The sequence below is a fragment of the Streptomyces sp. TRM49041 genome, from assembly GCF_008271805.1.
Lineage (GTDB): Bacteria > Actinomycetota > Actinomycetes > Streptomycetales > Streptomycetaceae > Streptomyces.
In genome coordinates this window covers 39611-62416 of record NZ_VSRY01000040.1, presented here as the reverse complement: position 1 = coordinate 62416, position 22806 = coordinate 39611, and the positions used below count along the sequence as shown (strand labels likewise).

General features: G+C 73.5%; 18 protein-coding genes and 1 pseudogene. 8 read left to right on the top strand and 11 right to left on the bottom strand.

Going from position 1 to position 22806, the window contains the following annotated elements:
- The 7 genes and pseudogenes from FVS66_RS34760 to FVS66_RS02070 form a co-directional block, all read left to right on the top strand.
- Positions 1-384: pseudogene (locus FVS66_RS34760) on the top strand (hypothetical protein); the annotation flags it as partial.
- Positions 377-1306, top strand: coding sequence for an NADH-quinone oxidoreductase subunit H (locus tag FVS66_RS02095; protein ID WP_149179219.1), 930 nt, complete (start codon positions 377-379; stop codon positions 1304-1306). The pseudogene FVS66_RS34760 and the gene FVS66_RS02095, both read left to right, overlap by 8 nt.
- A 15-nt stretch (positions 1307-1321) precedes the next feature.
- Positions 1322-1882 (top strand): NADH-quinone oxidoreductase subunit J, encoded by a 561-nt coding sequence (locus FVS66_RS02090; protein WP_187645349.1) that lies wholly within the window; start codon positions 1322-1324, stop codon positions 1880-1882.
- On the top strand, positions 1879-2184 hold the full coding sequence (locus FVS66_RS02085; protein ID WP_149179218.1) for an NADH-quinone oxidoreductase subunit K: 306 nt from the start codon (positions 1879-1881) through the stop codon (positions 2182-2184). Before FVS66_RS02090 ends, FVS66_RS02085 begins: the two co-directional genes overlap by 4 nt.
- Positions 2181-4121: a proton-conducting transporter membrane subunit gene (locus FVS66_RS02080; protein ID WP_149179217.1), complete on the top strand. Its 1941-nt coding sequence runs from the start codon at positions 2181-2183 to the stop codon at positions 4119-4121. The genes FVS66_RS02085 and FVS66_RS02080 overlap by 4 nt, the downstream gene beginning before the upstream one ends.
- Before the next feature lie 6 nt (positions 4122-4127).
- Positions 4128-5633, top strand: a complete 1506-nt coding sequence (locus tag FVS66_RS02075) for an NADH-quinone oxidoreductase subunit M (protein WP_149179216.1) — start codon at positions 4128-4130, stop codon at positions 5631-5633.
- The gene (locus tag FVS66_RS02070) at positions 5630-7054 is read left to right on the top strand and encodes an NADH-quinone oxidoreductase subunit N (RefSeq protein ID WP_149179215.1); all 1425 of its coding nucleotides are present in this window, start codon (positions 5630-5632) and stop codon (positions 7052-7054) included. Before FVS66_RS02075 ends, FVS66_RS02070 begins: the two co-directional genes overlap by 4 nt.
- A 9-nt stretch (positions 7055-7063) precedes the next feature.
- Here FVS66_RS02070 and FVS66_RS02065 read toward each other — a convergent pair whose 3' ends face one another.
- Positions 7064-7711, bottom strand: a complete 648-nt coding sequence (locus FVS66_RS02065) for a maleylpyruvate isomerase family mycothiol-dependent enzyme (protein ID WP_399224682.1) — start codon at positions 7709-7711, stop codon at positions 7064-7066.
- Between the two features lie 242 nt (positions 7712-7953).
- On the opposite strand from FVS66_RS02065, the gene FVS66_RS02060 reads away from it, so the two are divergent.
- Positions 7954-8454, top strand: coding sequence for a hypothetical protein (locus FVS66_RS02060; RefSeq protein ID WP_149179214.1), 501 nt, complete (start codon positions 7954-7956; stop codon positions 8452-8454).
- Between the two features lie 127 nt (positions 8455-8581).
- On the opposite strand, the gene FVS66_RS02055 is transcribed toward FVS66_RS02060, so the two are convergent.
- From FVS66_RS02055 to FVS66_RS02010, 10 genes are all read right to left on the bottom strand, one after another.
- Entirely contained in the window at positions 8582-9571 is a 990-nt protein-coding gene (locus tag FVS66_RS02055) for a cytochrome d ubiquinol oxidase subunit II (protein ID WP_149179213.1), read from the bottom strand.
- A 45-nt stretch (positions 9572-9616) separates the two neighbouring features.
- Complete coding sequence (locus tag FVS66_RS02050) at positions 9617-10984, bottom strand: cytochrome ubiquinol oxidase subunit I (RefSeq protein WP_149179212.1); 1368 nt, start codon at positions 10982-10984, stop codon at positions 9617-9619.
- 62 nt (positions 10985-11046) lie between these two features.
- Complete coding sequence (locus tag FVS66_RS02045; protein ID WP_149179211.1) at positions 11047-11928, bottom strand: LysR family transcriptional regulator; 882 nt, start codon at positions 11926-11928, stop codon at positions 11047-11049.
- Between the two features lie 100 nt (positions 11929-12028).
- Positions 12029-13783, bottom strand: coding sequence for a fatty acyl-AMP ligase (locus tag FVS66_RS02040; RefSeq protein ID WP_149179210.1), 1755 nt, complete (start codon positions 13781-13783; stop codon positions 12029-12031).
- Positions 13780-15039 (bottom strand): crotonyl-CoA carboxylase/reductase, encoded by a 1260-nt coding sequence (ccrA, locus tag FVS66_RS02035; RefSeq protein ID WP_149179209.1) that lies wholly within the window; start codon positions 15037-15039, stop codon positions 13780-13782. The genes FVS66_RS02040 and ccrA overlap by 4 nt, the downstream gene beginning before the upstream one ends.
- Positions 15040-15063: 24 nt before the next feature.
- Entirely contained in the window at positions 15064-17556 is a 2493-nt protein-coding gene (locus FVS66_RS02030) for a type I polyketide synthase (protein WP_149179208.1), read from the bottom strand.
- Between the two features lie 51 nt (positions 17557-17607).
- Positions 17608-18663: an aldo/keto reductase gene (locus FVS66_RS02025; protein WP_149179207.1), complete on the bottom strand. Its 1056-nt coding sequence runs from the start codon at positions 18661-18663 to the stop codon at positions 17608-17610.
- A 13-nt stretch (positions 18664-18676) separates the two neighbouring features.
- Positions 18677-19450, bottom strand: coding sequence for a thioesterase II family protein (locus FVS66_RS02020; protein ID WP_149179206.1), 774 nt, complete (start codon positions 19448-19450; stop codon positions 18677-18679).
- Positions 19447-22323 (bottom strand): type I polyketide synthase, encoded by a 2877-nt coding sequence (locus FVS66_RS02015; RefSeq protein ID WP_149179205.1) that lies wholly within the window; start codon positions 22321-22323, stop codon positions 19447-19449. Before FVS66_RS02015 ends, FVS66_RS02020 begins: the two co-directional genes overlap by 4 nt.
- The gene (locus FVS66_RS02010; protein ID WP_149179204.1) at positions 22316-22681 is read right to left on the bottom strand and encodes a phosphopantetheine-binding protein; all 366 of its coding nucleotides are present in this window, start codon (positions 22679-22681) and stop codon (positions 22316-22318) included. Before FVS66_RS02010 ends, FVS66_RS02015 begins: the two co-directional genes overlap by 8 nt.
- Positions 22682-22806 lie beyond the last annotated feature (125 nt).

Genomic DNA, 22806 nt, shown 5'->3' with positions numbered 1-22806 from the left:
GCCACGGCGGCCCGGCGGCTCCGGGACGACCTGCTGGACGGGGCGGCGGGCGCCGCCGTACGGCCCCGGGCGGAGCGGCTGGCCCGGCGGGTCGGCCGGTCGCGCACCCTGTACTGGCTGACGCGCGGGATCGGCGACCTGACCGAGGCCCAGGGGGACGTACCCGCCCGCTACCGTGCGCGGCTCCGCTCCGTGCTGGACGATCTCGGCCGGCTGGACGACCCGGCCCCGCTGGACGGGCGTCGCCCGCCGTCGGCCGTGCCGCTGGAGCTGCTGCCCCGGCTGCTGGAGGGCGCGGAGCTGGCTGCGGCCCGGCTTATCGTCGCGGGCCTGGACCTGGACCCGGACCCGGCGCCGGACCGTGCGGAGGCCGCGCGTGGCTGAGCCGTGGTGGGCGGTGGCGGCCGCGCCCGTACTGCTGTCGGGGTTCGCGGTCGTCGCGGTGGCGGGTGACGCGCTGCTGGCCGCCGCGGAGGCCGGGCGGCCGGTCACCGTCGCGGCGGCCGGCGGGCGGCTGCGGGAGGTGGCACGGCTGCTGGTGGCCCAGCCGCGACGTACGCCCGCGTCCGATGTGCTGCTGGGGCGGATCGGCGTGGTCACAGTGCCGGTCGCCGCCGTACTGGCGGTGCTGGTGGTGCCCTTCGGGGGCACGGCGGTCGCCGATCTGTCGGTGGGCGTGGTCTGGTTCAACGCCATGGAGGTGCTGACCTGGGCAGGGCTGTGGCTGGCCGGGTGGGGCCCGAACGCCGCGTACTCGCTGGTCGGCGGCTACCGCTACATCGCCCAGGGGCTGGCGTACGAACTGCCGCTGATGTTCGCGCTCATCTCGGCGGCCACCGGGGCGGAGTCGCTGCGGGTCGGGGACATCGTGGCAGCCCAGGAGGGGCTGTGGTTCGCGGTCTGGATGCCGGTCGCCTTCGCCGCGTATCTGGCGGGTGTGCTGGCGTTCAGCTTCCTCGGGCCGTTCGCGTACCCCGTGGGGCGGGACATCGCCGACGGGGTGTTCGGTGAGCTGTCCGGGCCCGACCGGCTGCTGATCCGGGCGGGTCGGTGGCTGTGGCTGGCGGCGGGGGCCGCGATGGCGGTGCCGCTGTTCCTGGGCGGCGGCGCCGGGCCGGGCGGCGTGCCCGGCTGGGCCTGGTCGCTCGTCAAGACCCTGGCGGTGCTGGCGCTCCTGGTGTGGGCGAGGCGCCGGTTCCCGATGGTGCGCGCCGACCGCTATGTGGAGTTCGCCTGGGTCGTGCTCATCCCCCTGACCATCGCGCAGGCGCTCGTACCGGCGCTCGTCGTGCTCGACAGCCGTTAGGAGGCGCCCTTCCCCGTGTCCACCGTCCTCTTCTGGGTCCTCGGCGTACTGGCCCTGGCCTTCGGCGTCCTGGTGTTCCGGTGCCGGTCGATGGCCCGGGTCACCTTCGCGCTGCTCGCGTCGCTGGCCTGCGTGGGTGGCGAGGTGATCCTGCTGGGGCTGCCGTATCTCGGGGTCGTGATCGTGCTGATGATGGTCATGGAGATGGTGGTCATGGCCGTGTTCATGATCGCCTACATGATGAACCCGGCCGGTCTGATGCCGATGTCGATGGTGCACAACCAGCGCGGCTCGCTGGCCGTCGGCGCGGGCGTGTTCGTGGCACTCGCCGTCGGCGTCCTCCTCGTGCCGTGGCCGCGCCGGACGGGGGCGCCGCCCGCCGACACCACGTTCCAGGTCGGTGAGTCCCTGATGAGCGCTCAGATGTTCACGATGATCACGCTGGGGTTCGCGCTGCTCGCCACGATGGTGGCGGCGACGGTCCTGGCCACCCACCGGGGCCGTTACGACCGGTTCGGCGACGGCCTCGACCGGCGTCCGGCGCGGGATCCCGCGGGCGGAGGGGTCGGCCGGTGATCCTGGAAGCCTTTCTCCTGCTGGCCGCCGGGCTGTTCGCCACGGGCCTGTACGGTGCGCTGTCCCAGCAGTCCATCGTGATGATCATGATGGGCCTGGAGCTGATGATCGGCGGTGTCATGGTCGCCGCCGCCGCGTTCTGGCACTTCCTCGCCCCGGGCGCCGCGGGCGGCCAGGTGGTGATCGTCGCCGCTGTGGTGGCGATGGCGGTGGAGATGGCCATGGGCTTCGCGGTGACCACCGCCATCTACCGGGCACGGCGGATCGACATGACGGACATGGCCGAGGACCTCAAGGGATGAGCGCGCTGCTGTGGGCGCTGGTCGCCGTGCCCCTCGGCACCGGGGCGTCGCTGGGCTGCGCCGGGCGGCGCGTCGGTCGTGTCGCGCCCGCCGTCGGTGTGGCCGCGGCGCTGGTCACGCTCGGTCTGGCCGTCGCGGCGGCGGTGGTGCGGCCGGTGGCGGGCGCGCCGCTGTTCGCAGGGGTCCGGGCGGGTCTGGCGGTGGACGGGCTGTCGGGTGTGCTGGTGGTGACGGTCGCGGCGGTCACCACGGCCGTACTGGTCTTCTCCGCCGGGGACTTCGGCCGCGACGAGAACCGGGGCAGGTTCTTCGGGCTGATGCTGCTCTTCGCGGGGGCGATGCTGGTGACCGTCACCGCGACCACGCTGCCGCCGCTGCTGATGGCCTGGGAGGTGATGGGGGCCACCAGCTGGGCGCTGATCGGCTACTGGTGGCGGCAGCCGCACCGGGTACGGGCGGCGGACACCGCGTTCCTGACCACGCGCGCCGCCGACCTCGGGCTCTATCTGGCGGCGGGCGCCGCGCTGGCCGGCGGCACCGGGTCCCTGGAGCTGGACGCGCTGGCGACGACGCGGTCGCCCTGGCTTCAAGTGGTGGCCGCCGGCGTGGTGGTGGCCGCGCTGGGCAAGTCGGCGCAACTGCCTTTCTCCTTCTGGCTGTCGGGGGCCATGCAGGGCCCCAGCCCGGTGTCGGCGCTGCTGCACTCGGCGGCCATGGTCGCAGCGGGGGCGTATCTGCTGCTGCGGCTGAACCCGTTGGCGGCCGCAACCGCGTGGGCGCTGCCGCTGGTCGCCTGGGTGGGGGCGCTCACCGCGCTGCTCCTCGGTGTGGTGGCGGTCGCGCAGTCCGACCTGAAGCAGCTGCTGGCCGCGTCGACCTGCGCGCAGGTCGGCTTCATGGTGCTCGCCGCCGGTGCCGAGGGGGTGGCCGGGGGCACCGCGCAGCTCGTCGCGCACGCCGCCGTCAAGGCGGGGCTGTTCCTCGCCGCGGGCGCCTGGCTGACGACGCTGGGCACCGCACGCCTGTCGGCGCTGCGGGGCGCCGCCCATGAGTACCCGCTGGTGGGAGCCGCCTTCGCGGTCGGCGCACTGGCGCTGGCCGGGCTGCCGCCGCTGTCGCTGTGGGCCACCAAGGACCAGGTGCTCGCCGCCGCCCTCGTACGCGGCCCGGCACTGTACGCGGTCGGGCTCGCGGCCGCCGCCGTCTCGGCCGTCTACAGCATGAAGGCCCTCTGGTACGTGCTCCGCCGCCCGCTGCCGGCCGACGCCGCCGCCGGGGACGCCGACCATCGGCGCGGCGCCCGGCGGGTACCCCGGGCGATGCGCCCGCCGCTGGTCGTGCTCGCCCTGGGCGCCGCCGTGCTGGGGGTGTTGGCGCTGCCCGGTGTGTCGGACGCGCTGCGCTCGGCCGTCGGGGCGCCCGGCGAACCGGAGCCGCACGCCTGGGAGTCGGCCCTGTCCGGAGGGCTTGCCCTGGCCGCTGCCGGGCTCACCTGGTGGTGGGGGCCGGTACGGGGGCTCTCCTTGCCGTGGCCGGCCGACTGGCTCCACCTGGAGCGGGCCGTCCACGCGGTGGTCGTCCGGCCGGTCGTCGCCCTGGCGGGCGCTCTGGCCGCGTTCGACGACCGGGTGCTGGACGCCGGGGTGCGGCGGGTGGCGCGCGGGGTGCTGATGGCGGCCCGGTGGGCCGGCCGCTGCGACGACCGGGTCGTGGACGGCGCCGTACGGCAGGTGGCGCGTGGCGGTCTTGTGGCCGCGCGCTGGTCGGGCCGGGCCGACGACAGCGGGGTCGACGGGGCGGTCCGTGCCGTCGCCGCGGGCACCCGCCGGCTGGGCCTGCTCGCCCGGCGTCCGCAGACCGGGCTGCTGCACCAGTACTACGTCCAGGCGGCGCTCGGGCTCGCCTTCCTCGCTCTGTTCCTGCTCCTGGTCGGGTGACCTCCTGTGCTGAGCATCGTCACGTTCCTGCCGCTCCTGGTCTGCGGCGCGCTGCTGCTCGTGCCGCGCCCGCTGCCGGACCGCGTGTATCTCACCGTGTGGATCGCCGTGACGGCGGCCGAACTGGCACTGGCCGTCACGCTGTGGGCGGGCTTCGATCCGGGCGGGGGCATGCAGTACGAGGAGCGGGCGCGCTGGATCCCCGGCGCGGGCGTCGGCTACCACGTGGGCGTGGACGGGCTGTCGCTGCCGATGGTCGCGCTGACGAACGTGCTGTTCCTGGCAGTCGCGGTCTACTCGCTGCGGGAGACCCACCGGGTCCGCCCGTATGTGTGCCTCTTCCTCTTCCTGCAGACCATGTGTGTGGGGCTGTTCGTCGCCCTGGACCTGATCCTCTTCTTCGTCTTCTTCGACCTGTCCATCGTCGGCATGTTCTTCGTCATCGCCGGCTGGGGTCACGGCGAGCGGGGCAGAGCGGCGGCGCTGAAGTTCTTCCTGTACACCTTCACCGGATCGCTCGCGCTGCTTCTGGGCTTCATCGGCCTGTATCTGGCCGCCGATCCGCATACGTTCGACATGGTCGACATCGCCCGTGACGATCCGCTGTCCGGGCGCGGCGCGTACGCGGGACTGGTGCTGTTCGCGCTCGGCGTCGGACTGGCCGTCAAAACCCCGACGGTGCCGTTCCACACGTGGCTGCCGCCCGCCCACACCGACGCCCCCGCCGCCGGGTCGGCGATCCTGGCGGGGATCCTGCTGAAGATGGGGACGTACGGGTTCGTGCGCATCGCGATGCCGCTGCTGCCGGGGAGCTGGCGCCAGTACGCGCTGGTCTTCATCGTCGTCGGCGCCGTGTCGGCCGTGTACGGGGCGCTGGTGGCCATGGCGCAGACCGACTTCAAGCGCATGATCGCGTACACGTCCGTCAACCACATGGGGTACGTCATTCTCGCCGTGGGTGCCGCCGGGGTGCTCGCCGGCACCGACGTCCAGGCGCGTTCGCTGGCCGTCACGGGCGCCGTGACGCAGATGGTCAGCCACGGTCTGATCACCGGCGCGCTGTTCCTGCTGTCCGGGTTCCTGTACGACCGGGGCCGTACATACACCATCGACGCGTACTCCGGGCTTGCCGGGCCGACGCCGAGGTTCGCCGCGCTCACCGCGGTCGGGGCGTTCGCCAGTCTTGGTATCCCGGGCTTCTCGGGGTTCATCGCCGAGTTCCAGATCTTCACCGGCAGTCTGGCGTCCCAGGCGACGGCGACCGCGATCGCCCTGACCGGCATCCTGCTGACGGCGGCCCTGTTCCTGCGCGCCCTGCGCCGTATGCTCCTCGGCCCGACGCGGCTGCCGGGCAGCGTCGCGTCGGGCGGCTTCACCGACCTGGCCGCCCGGGAGACCGGCTCCGTCGCGCCGCTCCTCGCGGTGGCGCTGGTCATCGGTGTCGCGCCGCGCTTCCTGCTGGACGTCGTCGAACCGGCCAGCCGCACCCTGGTGGGACTGGTCGCCCGGTGAACGAGGACCTCGGCCCCCTGATCCCCGAGGTCGCTCTCGCCGTGGCGGCCGTCGGGGGCCTGCTCGCGGGCTCGTGGCTGCCGCGTGGCCGTCAGTGGGCCGTCGGCGTCCTGGCGGCCGCCGCCTGTGCGACCGGCCTTGCCGCCACGGCGGTCACGCTCGCCACCGGCCGGGAACGTGCGGTCTTCTCCGACGCCTTCACCGTGGACACCGCGACGAGCGTGGGGCGCCTCGTCGTGCTGGGGGCACTGCTGTTCGTCCTGGCCATGTCGGTGGAGACGGTACGCGGCGACCGGCGGGAGACCGAGTACTACGTACTGCTGCTCCTGACCGGCCTCGGCACTCTCGCCATGATCGGCGCGAACGATCTGCTGACGCTCTTCGCCGGTTACCTCCTCGCCAGTGTGCCCGCGTACGCCCTGGCCGGCTTCGCCAAGGACGCGGCGGGCACCGAGGCGGCCCTGAAGTACTACCTGATGGGTGCGCTGCTGGGCGTCGTCCTGCTCGCCGGCACGGCGATCCTGTACGGCGCGGGCGGCGCCACCCTGTACGGGGAGCTCCGCGCCACGCTGCCGGACGCCCCGTACGGGCTCGTCGCGGTCGGGCTCGTCGCGGTCCTGGCGGGGCTGCTGTTCAAGGTCGGCGGAGTGCCGGCGCACTACTGGGTGCCGGATGTCACCGACGGTGCGACAGCGCCCGTGGCGGCGTACGTCACCACGCTGCCGAAGGTCGGCGGACTGATCGCCGCGTACCGTCTGCTGCACCAGGCCCTCCCCGCGAGCGACGTCGACTGGCCGCTGCTGGTGGCGGTCCTCGCGGCCGCGTCCATGACGCTGGGGAACCTGGCGGCCTTCTTCCAGACGTCGGTGAAACGACTCCTGGCGTACTCCACCATCAGCCAGGTCGGCTATCTGCTGATGGCCGTGGCCGTCGCCACGCGCGCCGAACTGGCCCAGAGCGGACTGCTGTTCTACCTCGCGGCGTACGCGGTCACCAACCTCGGCGCGTTCGCCGTCGTCACCGAACTCCCGCACGCCCGGACCCTGGACGACTACCGGGGTCTCGCCGCGCGCCGCCCCGCCCTGGCGGCCGTCCTGGTGGTCTGCCTGCTCGGTCTGGTCGGTACGCCGCCCACCGGGGTCTTCCTCGGCAAGCTGCTGGTCTTCAGCGCCGCGATCGACGGGGGTTACGGCTGGCTGGCCGCGCTCGCCGTCGTCAACACGGTCGCGTCGCTCTTCTACTACCTGCGCTGGCTCGGGCCCCTCTTCCGGACGGCGCCCGCCGGACCGCCCGCCGTGGCCCACACGGTGCTCGGGACGTGGTCGGCCGCCACCGCCTGCACCGCCGCGGCCGTGTCGCTCCTGCTGGGCGTGGCGGGCGGGGCGGTCCTGCCGCTGACCGCCGGGGCCCTGCTGCCGTGACGCCGCCGGTCAGCGCAGTGTGAAGCGTGTCTGGTGCTCGCCCTCGAGGTGGCCGGCGGGGAGGCGGCGGCCGTAGGCCAGCAGGAGCAGGTCCTGGGCCGTGCCGGACAGCGGCGCTCCGGTGCCGTACGACCAGTCGAGGTCGGTGGCGCGGAGCCGGACACCGCCGAGGTCAGCCTTGAAGAACCTGGCCGTGCGGGGAGTGACCGTGCCGAGCAGGACGCGCAACCGGTCTTCGGGCACCCGGCGGTCCATGCCCAGCGCGACCGTGATGTCCAGGCCGTGGATGACGTCGTGCCCCAGCGCCGCGGCGATGCCGCCGACCGGTGGCTTCCACGGGTGGTGGGCGTTGTCCCGCAGGAAGGCGGCCAGTTCGGCCGTCGAGTGGGCCGCGGCGTCCGCGCGTGCGCAGTGGTCCGTCATGCGGTCGAGGCTGCCGCGCGCCCTGACCAGTTCGCGGGCCATCTTGGGCAGGGAGTAGCGGAATCCCATCGTCATGTGGGCGGCGACCTCGCGGACCCGCCAGCCGCCGCAGAGCGAGGGGGCGTCCCACTTTTCGGCGGGCAGAGCGTCCAGCAGCTCCGCGAACTCACGCCGCTCGGCGGCGATCGCCGCCCTGACCTGATCCGTGCTGTGCCGATCCGCCGTGTTGGACATGATCCCCATCATGTCGCGGCGGGACCACGAGTCCAAGTGGTGTCGGTTCCCGTGTCCGGAAACGATCGCCACGGATTGTGCCGCTCTCGGACCGGAGGGTCCGAATCCGCTGCATTCCTCTGTCCTCCACCTTGCATTTCCCGACATTCCTGCGGGGAATTCTGACGGAGTTTTTCAGGACAGCCGTCGTACGATCCTGTGGCCCCGGACGGGGGCCGGAGACGGAAATTCAAGGGGGAGACATGGAACTGACCTCTGCGCACAGGAAGCTGGGGGCAGCCGTGTGGAGACGGGGTCTCGGGGCGGCCACGGCGGCCGCACTGGCGGTCGTACCGATGGCAGGCGTCGCGGTGGCACGGGAGGGGGCCGGCGCGCAGCCGCAGCGCGCCACGCCGATCGCCGCCGCGCCGACCGCGGTGGGGACCTGGTCGGTGCGCGCGACGGGTGACGACGGCAACGTCATCGACTCGGTCCTGACGGTCGCCGCGGACGGCACGCTGGCCAACAACGTCGGCGGCACGGGCACATGGACGGCCACCGGGCGGACCACGTTCACGTTCCGCATGACGGAGCGGTTCCACGACGCCGACGGCAATCTGGTGGCCCGCATCGAGATCGGCCAGAAGGCCGTCCTGTGCCACGGCGGCAGGACGTTCACCAGCTCGGGCACCGCCGTCACCTACGACGGCGCGGGTCTCCTGGTGGCGACCAACCAGGTGTCGGCCACCGGCACACGCGGCTGACACGGCATCCCGGGCGGCGGGACGGGCGCCGAAGCCCGCGCCGCCGCCCGGGAGCGCCTCGCCCGGAGCGCCTCACCCGGGGGCACCCGGCCCGGGAGGCGCCTCGCCCAGCGGCTCCCCGCCGCCGCTACGGCGTCCGCTGCCGCACCTGCGGCCGTACGAAGACGCGCCACATCCACACCTGTCCGAAGGCCACCGCGATCAGCGCGGGGAGCACCGTCATCGACAGCAGCGTCAGCGAGGCCGGGTCGGCGACCGCGTCGGACAGTACGAGCGCGCCCTCCCCGGAACGGGTGGCCAGCACGGTGGTGCCGTTGGCCAGGCCCACCGTCACCGGCAGGGCGAGCAGCGGGGCGGCCCCCAGCAGCAGGGCGGTGCCCGGCCGGCCGGCCGCCGCGGAGCGCTCGGAGGCGTACACCCCGGCGGCCGCGAGGACACCGACGAGCAGTACGGTCACCGGGGCGTCGGTGACACCGGCCGCCCGTACGGCGGCGAGGAGGACCAGCCCGAGCAGACACCGGGTGAGCGGCCGGGAGAACCGGTTCAGCCGGCCGAGGAGGGGGCTGTCGTGCGGCAGACGCCGGGCGGTGAAGAGGGTGCCCTGGCGCAGGCAGGCCGCCACCACCAAGGCCGCGCCGAGAAGCGCGAGCGGGTGCGCCACATCGCCGGCGGCGGCGACCGCGTGACCGTGGCCGTCCGTGGAGAGCCCGCGGATCAGCGCGGCGAGGACGGCGCCCCACCCGGCGGCGAGCACCAGACTCGCGGCGGGCAGCACCACGTCCCAGGTACGCCGCCAGCCCGCCCCCGGATGCGCGGTGCGGAACCACAGGGCGGCGTCGCGCAGGTACCAGGCGCTCAGCAGCAGGACGACGGGCGTGCGCAGGGCGTGCAGCAGCTCGCCCTCCAGCAGCGGGAGCGCCCCGAACAGCAGGCCCACGGTGGCGACCAGCCACACCTCGTTCGCGAGGAACAGCGGTACGACGCCGCGGCGCAGCCGCTCGCGGTCCCGCTCCTCGCGGGCGAGGAGGAAGAGCAGGCCCACGCCGAAGTCGATGCTTTCCAGGGCCAGATAGCCGGTGAAGAGCAGCCCGATCAGGGCGTACCAGAAGATGTCCACAGCGGAGTCCTGTCGAGTCCTGTCGGCTGTGCGCGGTCGGCCGGGTCAGTAGGAGAACGGAGCGTCGGCGTCGTCGGTGGGGTCGTCGGTGCGGTCGTCGGTGCGGTCGTCGGTGGGGTCGGCCGCCCGGGCGCGGTCCGGGTCCGGCTGCTGCTCCGGGCCGGGGAACATGCCGGGGTCGCCGATGAATCCGCTGTCCGGTCCCAGGCGGGCGAAGCGGGAGATCAGCGTCCAGTCGACGACTGCGAGGGTGAGCAGGACGGCTGTGAAGGCGATGAAGGACAGCAGCATCCCGCCGGTGGAGACGTCGCTGACGGCCTTCTCCACGGTGAGCTCGCCGGTCACCATCCACGGCTGGCGTCCGACCTCACGGCTGAGCCAGCCGAGGACCAGGGCGGCGAACCCGAACGGCAGCAGGACCATGGCCAGCCGGAGCCGGAAGCGTTTCCGGGACAGCGGTACACCCTTCCCGCCCGCCGCGGCGGTCGCCGGGATCCAGGCCAGCAGGAGCAGGAACACGCCGATGGCGAGCATGGCCAGGGAGGCGATGCCCACCCAGGCCGGCGGCAGCCACTCCCCCGGGCCGTACCGGGCCGCCGCGGCGGCCCTGGCCGCGTCCAGCCGCGCACCGGACTCGCCCATCAGCACGGCGTACTTCTCGGGCTGGTAGTCCTTCAGCGCGACGAGGTGGGCGCCGCCCGCGGTCACGGTGACGAACGCGCCGATACCCGCCACCACCGATCCCTGCGCCAGCGTGGGCTGGAAGAAGGCGACCTCCTGGTCGCGGCGGAGGTGGTACGCGCTGACCGCGGCGAGGAACATGCCGGCGAGCAGGGCCACGGCGCCGGCGATGTGCACGACCGCGTACCAGGTCGCCTCGTTGGCGAAGACCGCGCCCCAGTCGACGACGCGGGCGACCCCACCGGTCGTCTCGTAGCCGACCGGCTTCTGCATGAAGCCGTTGACCACCATGATCAGGAACGTGGAGGCGTAGGCGGTGAGGGTGACCAGCCAGATCAGCACGAGGTGTGCGCGGGCGGGGATGCGGTGGAAGCCGAAGGCCCACATGCCGAGGAACGTGGACTCCAGGAAGAACGCGACGATGGTCTCGATGGCCAGCGGTGCGCCGACGATGTTGCCCATGACGTGCGAGAGTCCGGACCAGTTGAGCCCGAACTGGAACTCCTGGGCGAGCCCGCTGACGATACCCAGCGCGTAGTTGATGACATAGAGCCCGCCCCAGAAGCGGACGCGGCGCATCCGTGTCGCCTTCGTCTCCGGGTCACGGGTCCGTACGGCCCGGGTCTGCATCAGTACGACGACCGTGACCAGCCCGAGGGTGAGGGCGACGAAGAGGAAGTGCAGCGTCGCCGTGGTGGCGAACTGGAGCCGGGCGAGGTCGACTGCGTTCACGGTCGCTTTCCAGGGTGAGGTGTACGGGGAGCGCGGAGGCGCGTGTCCGTGCCGGACACGACCTAGGCCAGCACCGAGCGCGCGTGCGCCACCAGGGCCCGGGCGGCCGGGCCGATCCGGTCGCCGGACCGCCAGGCGAGTGCCAGCCGTCCGCGCAGCCGCGGGCTGAGGATCTCGACCGGGTGCAGCCGGCCCGCGTGGCCGCGGACGAACCGCTCGGGAAGGATCGCCACGCCGAGGCCGCGCGAGGCGAGCTGTGCCAGCACGCGTGGGTCGCCCGCCTCGAACGCGATCCGGGGCCGGACGCCGGCGGCTGCCCATGCCGCGTCGGCGGCGGCCCGCAGACCGCTGCCGACGGGCAGGCACATCAGGGCGTGGCACTCCAGGTCCTCGAGAGGAACGCTGGTCCGCCGTGCCAGAGGGTGGTCGTGGCTGACCGCGCCGATGAGGGACTCGTCGGCGATGACCTGGGTCTCCAGTCCGGCCGGGGGTTCGGCGGAGACGCCGATGATCGCGACGTCGGTCCGCCCGGCCCGTACGGAGTCCGCCAGCTGGTCGGTGGTCCCTTCGGAGAGAGAGATCTCCACCGCCGGGTATTTCTCGCTGAAGTCGGCTATGAGTTCGGGGAGTTCCACGGAGAGGGACGAGGCGACCGAGCCGATGACGACCTGCCCTCGGACGAGTCCGGTGAAGTCGTCCACGGCATTGCGGACACCGTCCATCGCCGCGAGTACGGCGCGGGCGTGGGGCAGGGCCGCGGCACCGACCTCCGTCAGCTGTACCGTCCGGCCGCCGCGGTCGAGCAAGTCCTGTCCGAGTTCTCGCTCAAGCCGCCTTATCTGAGCACTCACACAGGGCTGCGTCACGAATACGCGGGCGGCGGCTTTGGTGAAGCTCGCCTCTTCGGCGACGGCCACGAGGTACTCCAACTGGCGTAACTCCATGTGCCTCATCGTACCGGCGTAGAACGTCAACATCCCTTCGCGAGCGGACAATTGGCGGTCATTTACGGCAGCGTTCCTTCACGTTCGTGTCCGGTGGACGTCAAATCCGCGTGAGGTGCGCGAGCGACCCCGATTCGTACCGTTCCCGGCAGCTGCGGCGGCGCACCTTTCCGCTCGTGGTCTTCGGCAGCGTGCCGCGGCGGATCAGCACCACCTCCTCGACGTCGACGCGGTGGTCGCGGCGTACGGCGTCGCGGACGGCCGCCGTGACCTCCTCCGCGCCGGCGTAGCGCAGCAGCCGGCTGTCGCCCTCCACCACGACGACCAGCGCCTCGCGTTCGCCGGTGTCCACCGCGAACGCGGCGGCGGACGAAGTGCGCAGGAGGGGGTGACTGGTCTCCACGGTGTACTCGAGGTCCTGCGGGTAGTGGTTGCGGCCCTTGACGACGATGAGGTCCTTCAGCCGCCCGGTGACGTACACCTGGCCGTCCCGGACGAAACCCATGTCGCCGGTCCGCAGGTGGGGCCCGGACGCCTCGTCGCCGGCGACGCGGGCGCGGAAGGTGCCCTCGGTCTCGTCCTCGCGTCCGATGTACCCGGCCGTCACACACGGCCCCGACACCCAGATCTCGCCCACCTCGTCGGGGCCGACGGCCCTCCGGGTACGCGGGTCCACGATGCGTACCCGGGTGTCTCCCACCGTGCCGCCGCAGCTCATCACCGTGGCGGCGCCTGCGGTGTCTTCACGGTCCTCGGGGAGCCGGACGACCCTGCCGCGGCCCAGCTCGGCGGCGTCCAGCAGGAGCGCCGCCGGTTCGGTGCCGCCGGGGCTGCCGCTGACCTTCAGGGTGTTCTCGGCGAGTCCGTAGGCCGGTGAGACCGCGCGCGGGTCGAGGCCGTGCGGAGCGAACTTCCCGATGAAGTCGCGCACCGTGTGTGTGCGCACCGGCTCGGCGCCGTTGATGGCCACACGCCACCGCGACAGGTCGAGCGGGCCGCGGACACCGTCCCCGCGGACGCACAGGTCGTAGGCGAAGTTGGGGGCGGACGAGTGGGTTCCGCCGTACCGGGACAGGGCCTCCAGCCAGCGGGCCGGGCGGCGGATGAATGCCTCGGGGCCCATCAGACAGGCGGGGCGGCGGGCCCAGAGCGGCAGGACCACGCCGAGCATGAGGCCCATGTCGTGGAAGAACGGCAGCCACGAGACGATGGTGCCGTCGTCGCCGAGCGGCCACAGTTCGTCGGTCTCCCGGGCGTTGGCCCAGAAGTTGGCGTGGGTGACCATGACGCCCTTGGGCGAGCCGGTGGAGCCGGACGTGTACTGGAGCAGCGCCACGTCCGAGAGGCGGGTCTCGGGCAGCGGGGTGCCGGGGGCCGTGTCGGCCGGGAGTTCGTCGCTGGCGACGAGGTCGAGCCCGGCCAGCTCGGGGAGGCCGCCGAAGTCGGCGAGCACCTGGTCGCGGACCTCCCCGGTGGTGAGCACCAGGGTGGTGCCCGCGTCGTCGGCGACGGTGCGCAGGCGGCGCACGGCGTGCCGGCGCGTGGGTACCTGGAGGGGGGCTCCCATGATCCCGGCGGTGGTGCAGGCCAGCCAGCTCCGGACGAACTCCAGGCCGTTGGGGTACAGCAGCACGGCGCTGCGGGCGCCGGCGGCCGCCCGGGCGAGCGCCGTCCCCCGGGTCCGGACGTCGGTGTGGAGCCTGGCGTACGTGGTCCGCTCGCCGACTTCCTCGCCGTTGCGGAGGTAGACGTACGCGACCTGGTGCGGGGTCTCCTCGGCGTGTCGGGCGAGCAGGGCGGGCAGGGTCGACGGGCGTCGTTGCGCATCGCCCGGAGGCCGTGGCGCGGTGCTCATGGCCGGCCGTCCGTCTCCAGGGTGGTGAGCCCGGGCCGGGGGGCGTTGACGAGGGCCGCCATGTTGCCGGGCGGCTGGTCGTTCTCGTGCATCAGCTGGTGGGCCTCCCCTATCTCGTCGAAGGTGAACATCCGGGAGAGGCAGGGGTCGACGAGTCCGGAGGCGACGAGCTTGATGATCGCGCGGCACTGGGCGGGGTTGAAGCCGTGGGAGCCTTGGAGCCGCTTCTGGCGCATCCACAGGAAGCGCAGGTCGACGTCGGCGGCGTATCCGGAGGTGCCTCCGCAGATGGTGACCATGCCGCCGGTGTCGCAGAGATACATCGAGGTGGGGATGGTGTCCTGGCCGCTGTGCTCGAAGACGATCTTCGGTGCGCGTCGTGCCCCCACGGCTTCCCAGAAGCTGCGGCCGAAGGCGCGGACCTGCGCCATCCAGGCGGCGTAGGCGGCGGGGTCGCCGAGGTCGGGCATACGGCCCCAGTGGGTGAAGTCACGGCGGTTGATCACGCCCGCGGCGCCCAGGCGACGGCAGTACTCCCCCCGTTCCTCGCTGGAGACGACGGCGACGGGAATGCCGCCCGCGTTGCGCACCAGCTGGATCGCCATGGAGCCGAGGCCGCCCGCGCCGCCCCAGATCAGCACCGGGTCACCGGGCTGGACGGTGTTGGGCGCCCAGCCGAACAGCTGGCGGTACGCGGTGGCGCCGGTGAGGATGAAGGCGGCCGCGGCCTCCCACGTCAGGTTCTCGGGCTTGGGGTGGCACTGGAAGTCCTGGACCAGGGCGAACTGTGCGAAGGAGCCGTAGTTCGACTCGTACCCCCAGGCCTGGAGGCTGGAGGCGAAGGTCGGGTCGCCGCCGAGGCGGATGTCCTCGGAGTGCTCGTCCCACTGGCCGCCGGAGAGCATGACCTCGTCGCCCACGGACACCCCTGAGACGCCCTCGCCGACGGCGAACACGACTCCGGAGCCCTCCGACCCGCCGATGTGGAAGTCCTCCGTCTCGCCGCGCTTCTGCCGGGCGGCGATGACGTCGAGCGGGAAGCCGAGACCGGCCCATACGTTGTTGTAGTTGATGCCGGCGGCCATCACCCAGACCAGGACCTGGCCGCGGCCGGGCCTGGGCGTGTCGATGACCTCCGTGGCGAACGCCCTGCGGGGTTCGCCGAACCGCTCCCGGCGGATCAGGCTGGCGTACATCTTCTCCGGCACGGAGCCGAGGGGCGGCATCTCGCCCAGTTCGTACAGCGTCTTCCCCATGGTCACTGGTCTCCTGGTCTCTCGTCAGTTCGCGGGCAGGGGGAACTGGGCGCGCTGGAGGGGGTGTCCCGGCAGGCCGGTCCTCCGGGGCGTCCCATCCGTGGGGAGCGCGGCCCAGGTCACGTCGGCTCCGGCCGCCCACAGCGCGCCCAGAGCGGACAGCAGGATCTTCATGTCGGGCGTCGGGTCGGTCGGGTGGGGCAGCGCCTGCAGGATGGCGTGCCGGCCGTGCCGCAGCCCCCCGTGGCGCCGGGCGAGGGCGGTGAGCGTGGTACCGGGGCCGACCTCGAGCAGGGCGCAGCGCTCGTAGGCGCTCAGGGTCTCCAGCACGTCGTGGTAGCGGACGGTCCTGCGCATGTGGGCGCACCAGTACGCGGGGGTGGTGATCTCGTCGGGGCTCGCCCAGGTGCCGGTGGTGTCGGAGATCACCGGGATGCGCGGCGCGTGGAACTCCACGGTCTCCAGGAAGGCGGCGAAGTCGCCGAGGAGCGGTTCGACGAGGGACGAGTGTCCGGCTCCGGGGATCTTCAGGAGCCGCGCTTCGAGACCCTCGGCGGTCGCCTCCTCGACGAACCGCTCCACCGGGGTGCGCGGTCCGGAGATGGTGACCTGGTCGGGCCCGCTGATCGCGCCGATGTCGACGCCCGCCGGCAGCAGCGGCAGCAGTTCCTCCTCGGGCATGCGTACGGCCGCCATGGCTCCGGGGGCGAGGCTCAGCAGCAGCCGGGTGCGGCGTACGACCATCCGTAGGGCGTCCGGGAAGGAGAAGACACCGGCGACGCAGGCGGCCGCGTAGCCGCCGAGGCTGTGGCCCACGACCGCCGCCGGCCGCACCCCCCAGCGGATGAACGCGCGGGCGAGCGCGTGCTCCAGGACGAACACGGCGAGCTGGGCGACGGCCCCGTCGGACAGCGCGTGCCGCGCCTGCTCCTCGGCCTTCTCGCCCTCCGGGTCGAGTACGGCCCGCAGGTCCAGGCCCGCCTCGGCCCTCGCATGCCGGGCGCCGGCGTCGACGTCCGCCCGGAACAGCGGGTCGGTGCGGTAGAGCTGCCGGGCCATGCCCATGTGCTGGCCGCCGTGCCCGGGGAAGGTGAAGACCACGGGGGGCGCGTCGCGGCCGGGGTCATGCGCGCTCCGCTCCTTGATCTTCAGGCCGGCGAGCGCTTCGGCGGCCTCGGCGGCGTCACGCGCCACGACCCAGGCCCGGTGGGCGTGCGCGGTGCGTCCGGTCTGCAGGGTCCGGGCCACGTCGCGCAGCGGGGCGCCGCCTCGCCGGGGGTCCTGGAGGTGGTGTGCCAGGCGCGCCGCCGTGTCCGCGAGGGCGGTGGGGGTCTTGGCGGAGAGCGGCAGCAGCTGCCATGCCGCGCCGCGCTCCGGGGACTCCTCCGGCTCCGGCGGGGACGGGTAGCTCCGCGGGGCGGGGGGCTGTTCGACGACGACGTGGGCGTGGAGGCCGAAGGGGGCGGAGACGCTCAGCCCTGCCCGCCGCGGACGGCCCGCGCCCGACCGGCCGGTGTCGGACCCGTCCGCCTCCGACCCCTCCGCGTCCGACCCCTCCGCGTCCGACCCCTCCGCGTCCGACCCCTCCGCGTCCGACCCTTCCGCGTCCGACCGGTCGGCGTCCGGCGGTGGTGTGCCGTCCGCCGGTGGTGTGCCGTCCTGTACGCAGAGCACGGCGCGTACGAAGGCGGCCATGGCGGGTGCGACGTCCGTGACCCCGTCGCCGGGTGGTGTGTCGACGGCGGCGACCGTCCCCGGTGCCACGTCGCCCACGCGCCGGGCGTCCCGGGCGATCCGGGCGCGCCCGTCCGGGCCGGACTCCCCAGGGCGGGACCTGCCGACGGCGGTACCGCGCACGACGGCGTGGATCCGGTCGCCGTCCTCCAGGGCATCCGCCAGTGGCTTGAGCACGACGACGGCGCAGCCTCCGGTGGCGCCCCGGGCGTCGGCGTCCGCGCGTACGGTGACGGCTCCGGCCAGCGCGACATCGCACTCGCCGCCGAGCAGGGCCTGCACGGCGGTGTGCACCGCCACGAGCGCGGTCGCCCCCGCGGCCTGCACGGACACGGCCGGTCCCGTCAGGCCCAGCTTGTAGGCGGCCCGGGCGGCCAGGAAGTCGGCGCCGGTCGCGGCCCGCACCTGGCGGTCGTCGACATGCGCGAGCAGGTCGGCCCGCTCCCGCAGGAGCGCCGCGTGGGAGGTGGTGCTGCCGCCCGCGTAGATCCCGACGACCTGGTCCTCGCGCGACGGGTCGTGCGCGGCGTCCTCCAGCGCGTGGTGCGCGCACTCCAGCAGGACCCGCTGCTGCGGGTCCAGGACCGTGGCCTCGCGCGGCGAGATGCCGAAGAACCGGCTGTCGAACGCGTAGGGGTCGGCCAGCGGCCGGCGGGTGTCCGCGCCGCCGGGTGTGCGCAGCTGTTCCCGGTACGCATCGGGACCGGCGGCTTCTCCGAACCGCACCGCCATCCCGATGACGGCGACATGGGCCTCGCCGTCGGCCGGTTCCGTCGCGGTCATGCCGCTCCGCCCCTCCTGTTCACGGTCGACTCCTCGTACTCGGTGGTGGGTTCACGCCACAGGTGTGGCCGGGTGGACGAAGCGGTCCGCCACGCCGCCCAGCGCCGCGTCGCGGTGTCCGGCGATCAGCTCGTACGGCTGGCCAAGGCGGATGGCGCTGGCCTTGTCGAGCCGGGCCACCTGCTCGTCGTCGAGGGTGAGTTCGAGGGCGGCGAGGTAGTCGTCCAGCTGGTCGACGGTGCGCGGCCCGATGACGGGGACCATCGCCGTGGCGGAGCGGGCGGCGCGGGCACGGAGCCAGGCGATCGCGACGCGGGCGGCGGACACTCCGGTCTCCTCGGCGACGGCGAGCAGCGTGTCGAGGATCTCGGTGCGCTGCTCGCTGTCCTCCACGCGGATGGCGAGGCCGTCCCAGTCGCTGAGTCTGCCGCGGCGGCTCTGCCGGTACTTGCCGGTGAGGAGCCCGCCGCCCAGCGGCGACCACAGGGCCGTGCCCAGGCCCAGGCCCTCGGCCATGGGCAGCAGTTCACGGTCGGCGCCCCGCTCGGCGAGGCTGTACTCGAACTGGACGCCCACCAGCCGGGTGAGGCCCCGCAGTTCGGCGGTCGTCACCGCGCGGGAGGTCCGCCAGGCGGGGAAGTTCGACAGCCCGGCGTAGAGGATCTTGCCGCTGTGGACGAGGTCGTCCAGTGCCTCCAGGATCTCCTCGACGGGGGTGACGCCGTCGGGGAGGTGGGCCCAGTACACGTCGATGTAGTCGGTGCGCAGCCGCTTGAGGCTGGCTTCGACGGAGCCGCGGATGTTCTTGCGGCTGTTGCCGGTGCCGGAGACCCGGGGGCGGCCCGCGCCGAGCGAGAACTTGGTGGTGACGACATACTGGTCGCGGTCGGCGGCGATGAACTCGCCGAGGAGCCGTTCCGATTCGCCGATCTGGTAGTTGTCGGCCGTGTCTATGAGGGTGCCGCCGGCCTCCGAGAAGCGCTCGAAGATCCTGCGGGCCTCGTCCCGCTTGGCTCCGCCGCCCCACAGCGTGCCGAAGTTGGCGGTGCCGAGCGCGTACTCGGAGACGCGCAGGCCGGTGTTGCGGCCGAAGGTCGTGTAACGCACAGCTCGGTCTCCCTCACTTCTCCGCGCTCAGCGCGCGGCCGATGAGACGCAGCAGTTCGCGCTGCTGCTCCGGGTCGCGGAAGTAGAAGTGGCCGCCACGCAGGACGTGGGTGTCGCACTCCGCCCGGGTGTGGACGTGCCAGCCGAGCTGGTCGCGGTCCTCCTGGTCGCCGGCGAACACGGTGACGGGGACGTCCAGCGGATCCTCGGGCACGTACGCGTACGTCTCCGCGAGTTCGGCGTCGGCGCGGAAGTAGCCGAGGACGATCTCCCTCAGCTCCGGGTCGTCGTGGATGGCCCGCGGCAGGGCGCCCCAGCGGCGTTCCACCTCGGCGAGCAGCTCGTCGCCGGGCAGCCGGTGTGCGGCCTGCCGGGTGGTGATGGGCGGCGGCTGCATGGAGGAGAGCAGCAGCCGGCTCGGCTGTCGGCGGCCGGCCCTGCGCAGGGCACGGGCGGCCTCGAAGGCCACCAGGGCGCCGAGGCTGTGGCCGAAGAAGGCGAAGTCCCTGCGGCCGAACTCGACCTGTGCCACGAGGTCGTCGACCAGGGCGGTCATCCGGGTGTAAGGCGGCTCGTCCTGGCGCGGGGCGCGGCCGGGCAGCTTCACCGCCCAGAGCCGTACGCCGGGCAGGCCGCCGGACCAGCGCAGGAACTCGCCGGCCGATCCGCCCGCGTGGGCGAAGCAGAACAGATCCAGTGCGGTGTCCGTCTTCTGGCGTCGGCTGGAGAGCCAGCGGCTCTCGGGGGTCTTCACCGCGTCGGACGCCGGGTCCGGGGTGTCCGTCATGAAGGCTCCTCGTCCGTGCCGGTCCCCCGGTCGGGGTCGGCGAGCTGCCGCTCGATCAGTGCGGCGAGGTCGGCGGCCGTGGCGGACGAGAAGAGCGACCGCATCCTGATCTCCACGGGGTACGTCTCGCGGATCTGTGCCAGCAGCCTGGCCGCGATCAGTGAGTCCCCGCCGAGTTCGAAGAAGCTCTCGTCCGGTTCGATGTCCGGCAGTCCGAGGGCGTCCCCGAAGAGGCGCAGGACCAGGGCCAGGGGCGTGTCGTCGGCCGGTCCGGCGTCCGGGCGGGATGTGTCGTCCGCCGCCGGGCCGCCGCTCGTCGGCGGCTCACCACCGGCGGTTTCCGTCCCGGTGACCTCACCGTGCCCCGCCGTGGCGGCGGGCGTCGCGCCGCCGAGGGGCCGCGGGTCCGGGGCTGTGGCGGTCGCGGTCCGGGACCCCATGGCGCGGGCCGTCTCGTCGTCCGCTTCGTCGGGGTGCCGCAGCAGGAAGGGCAGGCGCTCGAACGGGTAGGCGGGCAGCGGCACTTTGGCGCGGTGCTCGCCGTCGTGGACGCCTTCCCAGGAGACGGCCGTGCCCGCGGTCCACAGCCGCCCGAGGGCGCTGTACAGGGCGGGCAGTACGTCGGCGCCGTCCTCCTCCAGGTCCGGGAGGGTGCCGAGCAGGAGGTGGCGGCCGGTGTGGGCGGGCTGCCGCCGGGCCAGTGACGTCAGGCTCGTACCGGCGCCGACCTCCAGCAGGATGCGGTCGGGCCCGGCCAGGACGGTGCCGAGCGCGGCGTCCGCCGGCGGCCGCCCGCGCAGGGCCCGCCACCAGCGTGCGGCGCCGAGGACCGTACCGGTGTCGTGCCATGTGCCGTCGTCGGGAAGGACGACCGGAACCTGGAGCGGCTGCGGCGTGGTGCCGTCGAGCTGCTCCACGGGCGCGGCCCGTTCCGCGTCCGCTCCGGCGCGGGCGCGCTCGGCCACCAGGCGCAGCGCGTCCGGCACGGTGTACGCCCCGGCGACCGCGGCCGCGGCCAGTGTCCCCGCCCCGGTGCCGAGGACGGCGGCGGGGCGGATCCCCCAGCGCCGCCACAGGGCCGCGAGGGAGTATTCGAGGGCGAAGACGTATGTGTCGTGCACGACAGGGTCGTTGGGCGAGGCGAGGCCGCGTGCGACGTCCTTCACGGACTTGGCGGTCCGGGGCTCCAGGGCCGCCGTGCACGCCTGGAACGCCTCCTGGAAAGCGGGTTCGGTGGAGTGCAGCCGCCATGCCCCGGCGGGGCCGACCTGCCCGGGGAAGAGGAACACCACGGGCCGCTCACGGGCGGGAGCGACGCCGGAGAGGACCGGCTGTGCCGCGCCCTCCTCTGCCGGTGTTCCGTCCGGCCCCACGACCTGGAAGGCGCGGTAGGCGTGCTCGCGGCGCCCGGTCTGCAGGGTCCAGGCGACGTCGGCCGGCGCGAGCGCCGGGTCGCGGACCAGATGCTCCGCCAGGCGGCGGACCCGGGCGCGGAGCGCGGACTCGGTCCGCGCCGAGTGGATGTACAGCTGGGCGGACCGGTCGCTGTCCTGTGCCCGGCGGGCGGGCGCCTCTTCGAGGACGAGGTGGGCGTTGACGCCGCCGACCGCGAAGGAGCTGACCCCGGCGCGCCGTGGGGTGCCCTCGGGCCGCCAGTCGCGTAACCGGGTGGCGACCCGGAACGGGCCGGACTCGAAGTCGATCCGGGGGTTGGGCTCGGTGTGGTGGAGGCTGGGCGGGATCTCGCCGTGCTCCAGCGCCAGGACGGTCTTGATGAGTCCGGCGGCTCCGGCGGCGGCGTCGGCGTGGCCGATGTTGCTCTTCACGGAGCCGATGGCGCAGAAGCCCCGGTTGTCGGTGTCCTCACGGAACGCCTCGGTCAGGGCGGCGATCTCGATGGGGTCGCCCAGCGGGGTCGCCGTGCCGTGCGTCTCGACATAGGTGATGGTCCTGGCGTCCGTGCCGGCGGCCAGCTGCGCCTCGCGGACGGCGGCCGCCTGGCCCCGCACGCTGGGCGCGGTGAAGCCGATCCGGGCGGCGCCGTCGTTGGTGACGGCCGATCCGCGCAGTACGGCACGGATGTGGTCGCCGTCGGAGCGGGCGTCGGCCAGCCGTTTCAGGACGACGACGCCGACACCGTTGCTCGCCACGGTGCCCTCGCCGCGCGCGTCGAACGGGCGGCAGGTGCCGTCGGGCGCGAGGGTGCCGTCCGCACCGGTCCAGGTGATCTTCTTCGGCGGGACGTGGACGGCCACTCCGCCCGCGAGTGCCATGTCGCAGTCGCCGGACAGGAGGGCCCGGGCTGCCGTGTGGACGGCCACGAGCGCGGTTGCGCAGGCGGACTGCACGGCGACCGCGGGGCCGTGCAGGCCCAGGCGCTCGGCGGTGCGGGAGGCGAGGAAGTCAGGTGATGTGGCGAGCAGGACGTCGTCCTCGGTGAGGTCGCCGAGCCATGGCCGCTGGGCCAGCAGGGTCCGTGCGTAGGGCGTCTCGGTGGAGCCGCCGTAGACGCCGACGGCCCCGGGGAAGCGGTCCGGGTCCTGTCCCGCGTTCTCCAGCGCCTCGACCGCGCACTCCAGGAAGACCCGGTGCTGCGGGTCGATGAGCAGGGCCTCCCTCGCGGAGTACGCGAAGTAGCCGGCGTCGAACCACTCGGGCCGGTCCAGGAGCCCCCGGGCGGGGACATGGGTCTGGTCGGAGCCGTCGGGAGCGCCGCCCGGGAAGAGCTGAGGGGTGCCGCGGGTGACGGTGTCGCGCCCCTCGGTCAGATTGCTCCAGAACGCGTCGGTGTCCGGGGCACCGGGGAAGCGTCCCGCCATACCGATGACGGCTATGAACGCGCTGTCGTCGGTGCGGTCGTCGAAGTCACTCACCGAAGTCTCCTCGGGCCTGCGAGCCGTTGCCGCCGAGCCGTGCCCGGCGGCTGCCCAGGCGGTTGGCCCGTCCGCCCGCCCGGCGCCCACTCCGCGGGCCGCCACTGTCCGTCCCGCCGCCCGTCCCGCTGTCGAGGTGGCGGGCGAGCGTCCGCACGGTGGGGTGGTTGAACAGTTCGATGAGTGCGACGTCCTTTCCGGTGCGCTCGGCGACACGGCTCTGGACCAGCTGCAGCAGAATGGAATGCCCGCCGAGATCGAAGAAATTGTCGTCGGGCCCCACTTCGGAGAGCTCCAGAACATCGCGCCAGATTTCTGCGACCATGTCCGCGGTGGCCGAATCCGCTGCGTAGTCCACTCCGTTCCTCCCCCTCGGGCTCGCCTTGCGCGCCTTTCGCCGCGACTTTCCGGCGGCTTCCCGAGAATCATCTGCCTCCCCTCCGGGAGGCGTCCAATAAAAACCCTCCCCGGTGGGCAGAAGCG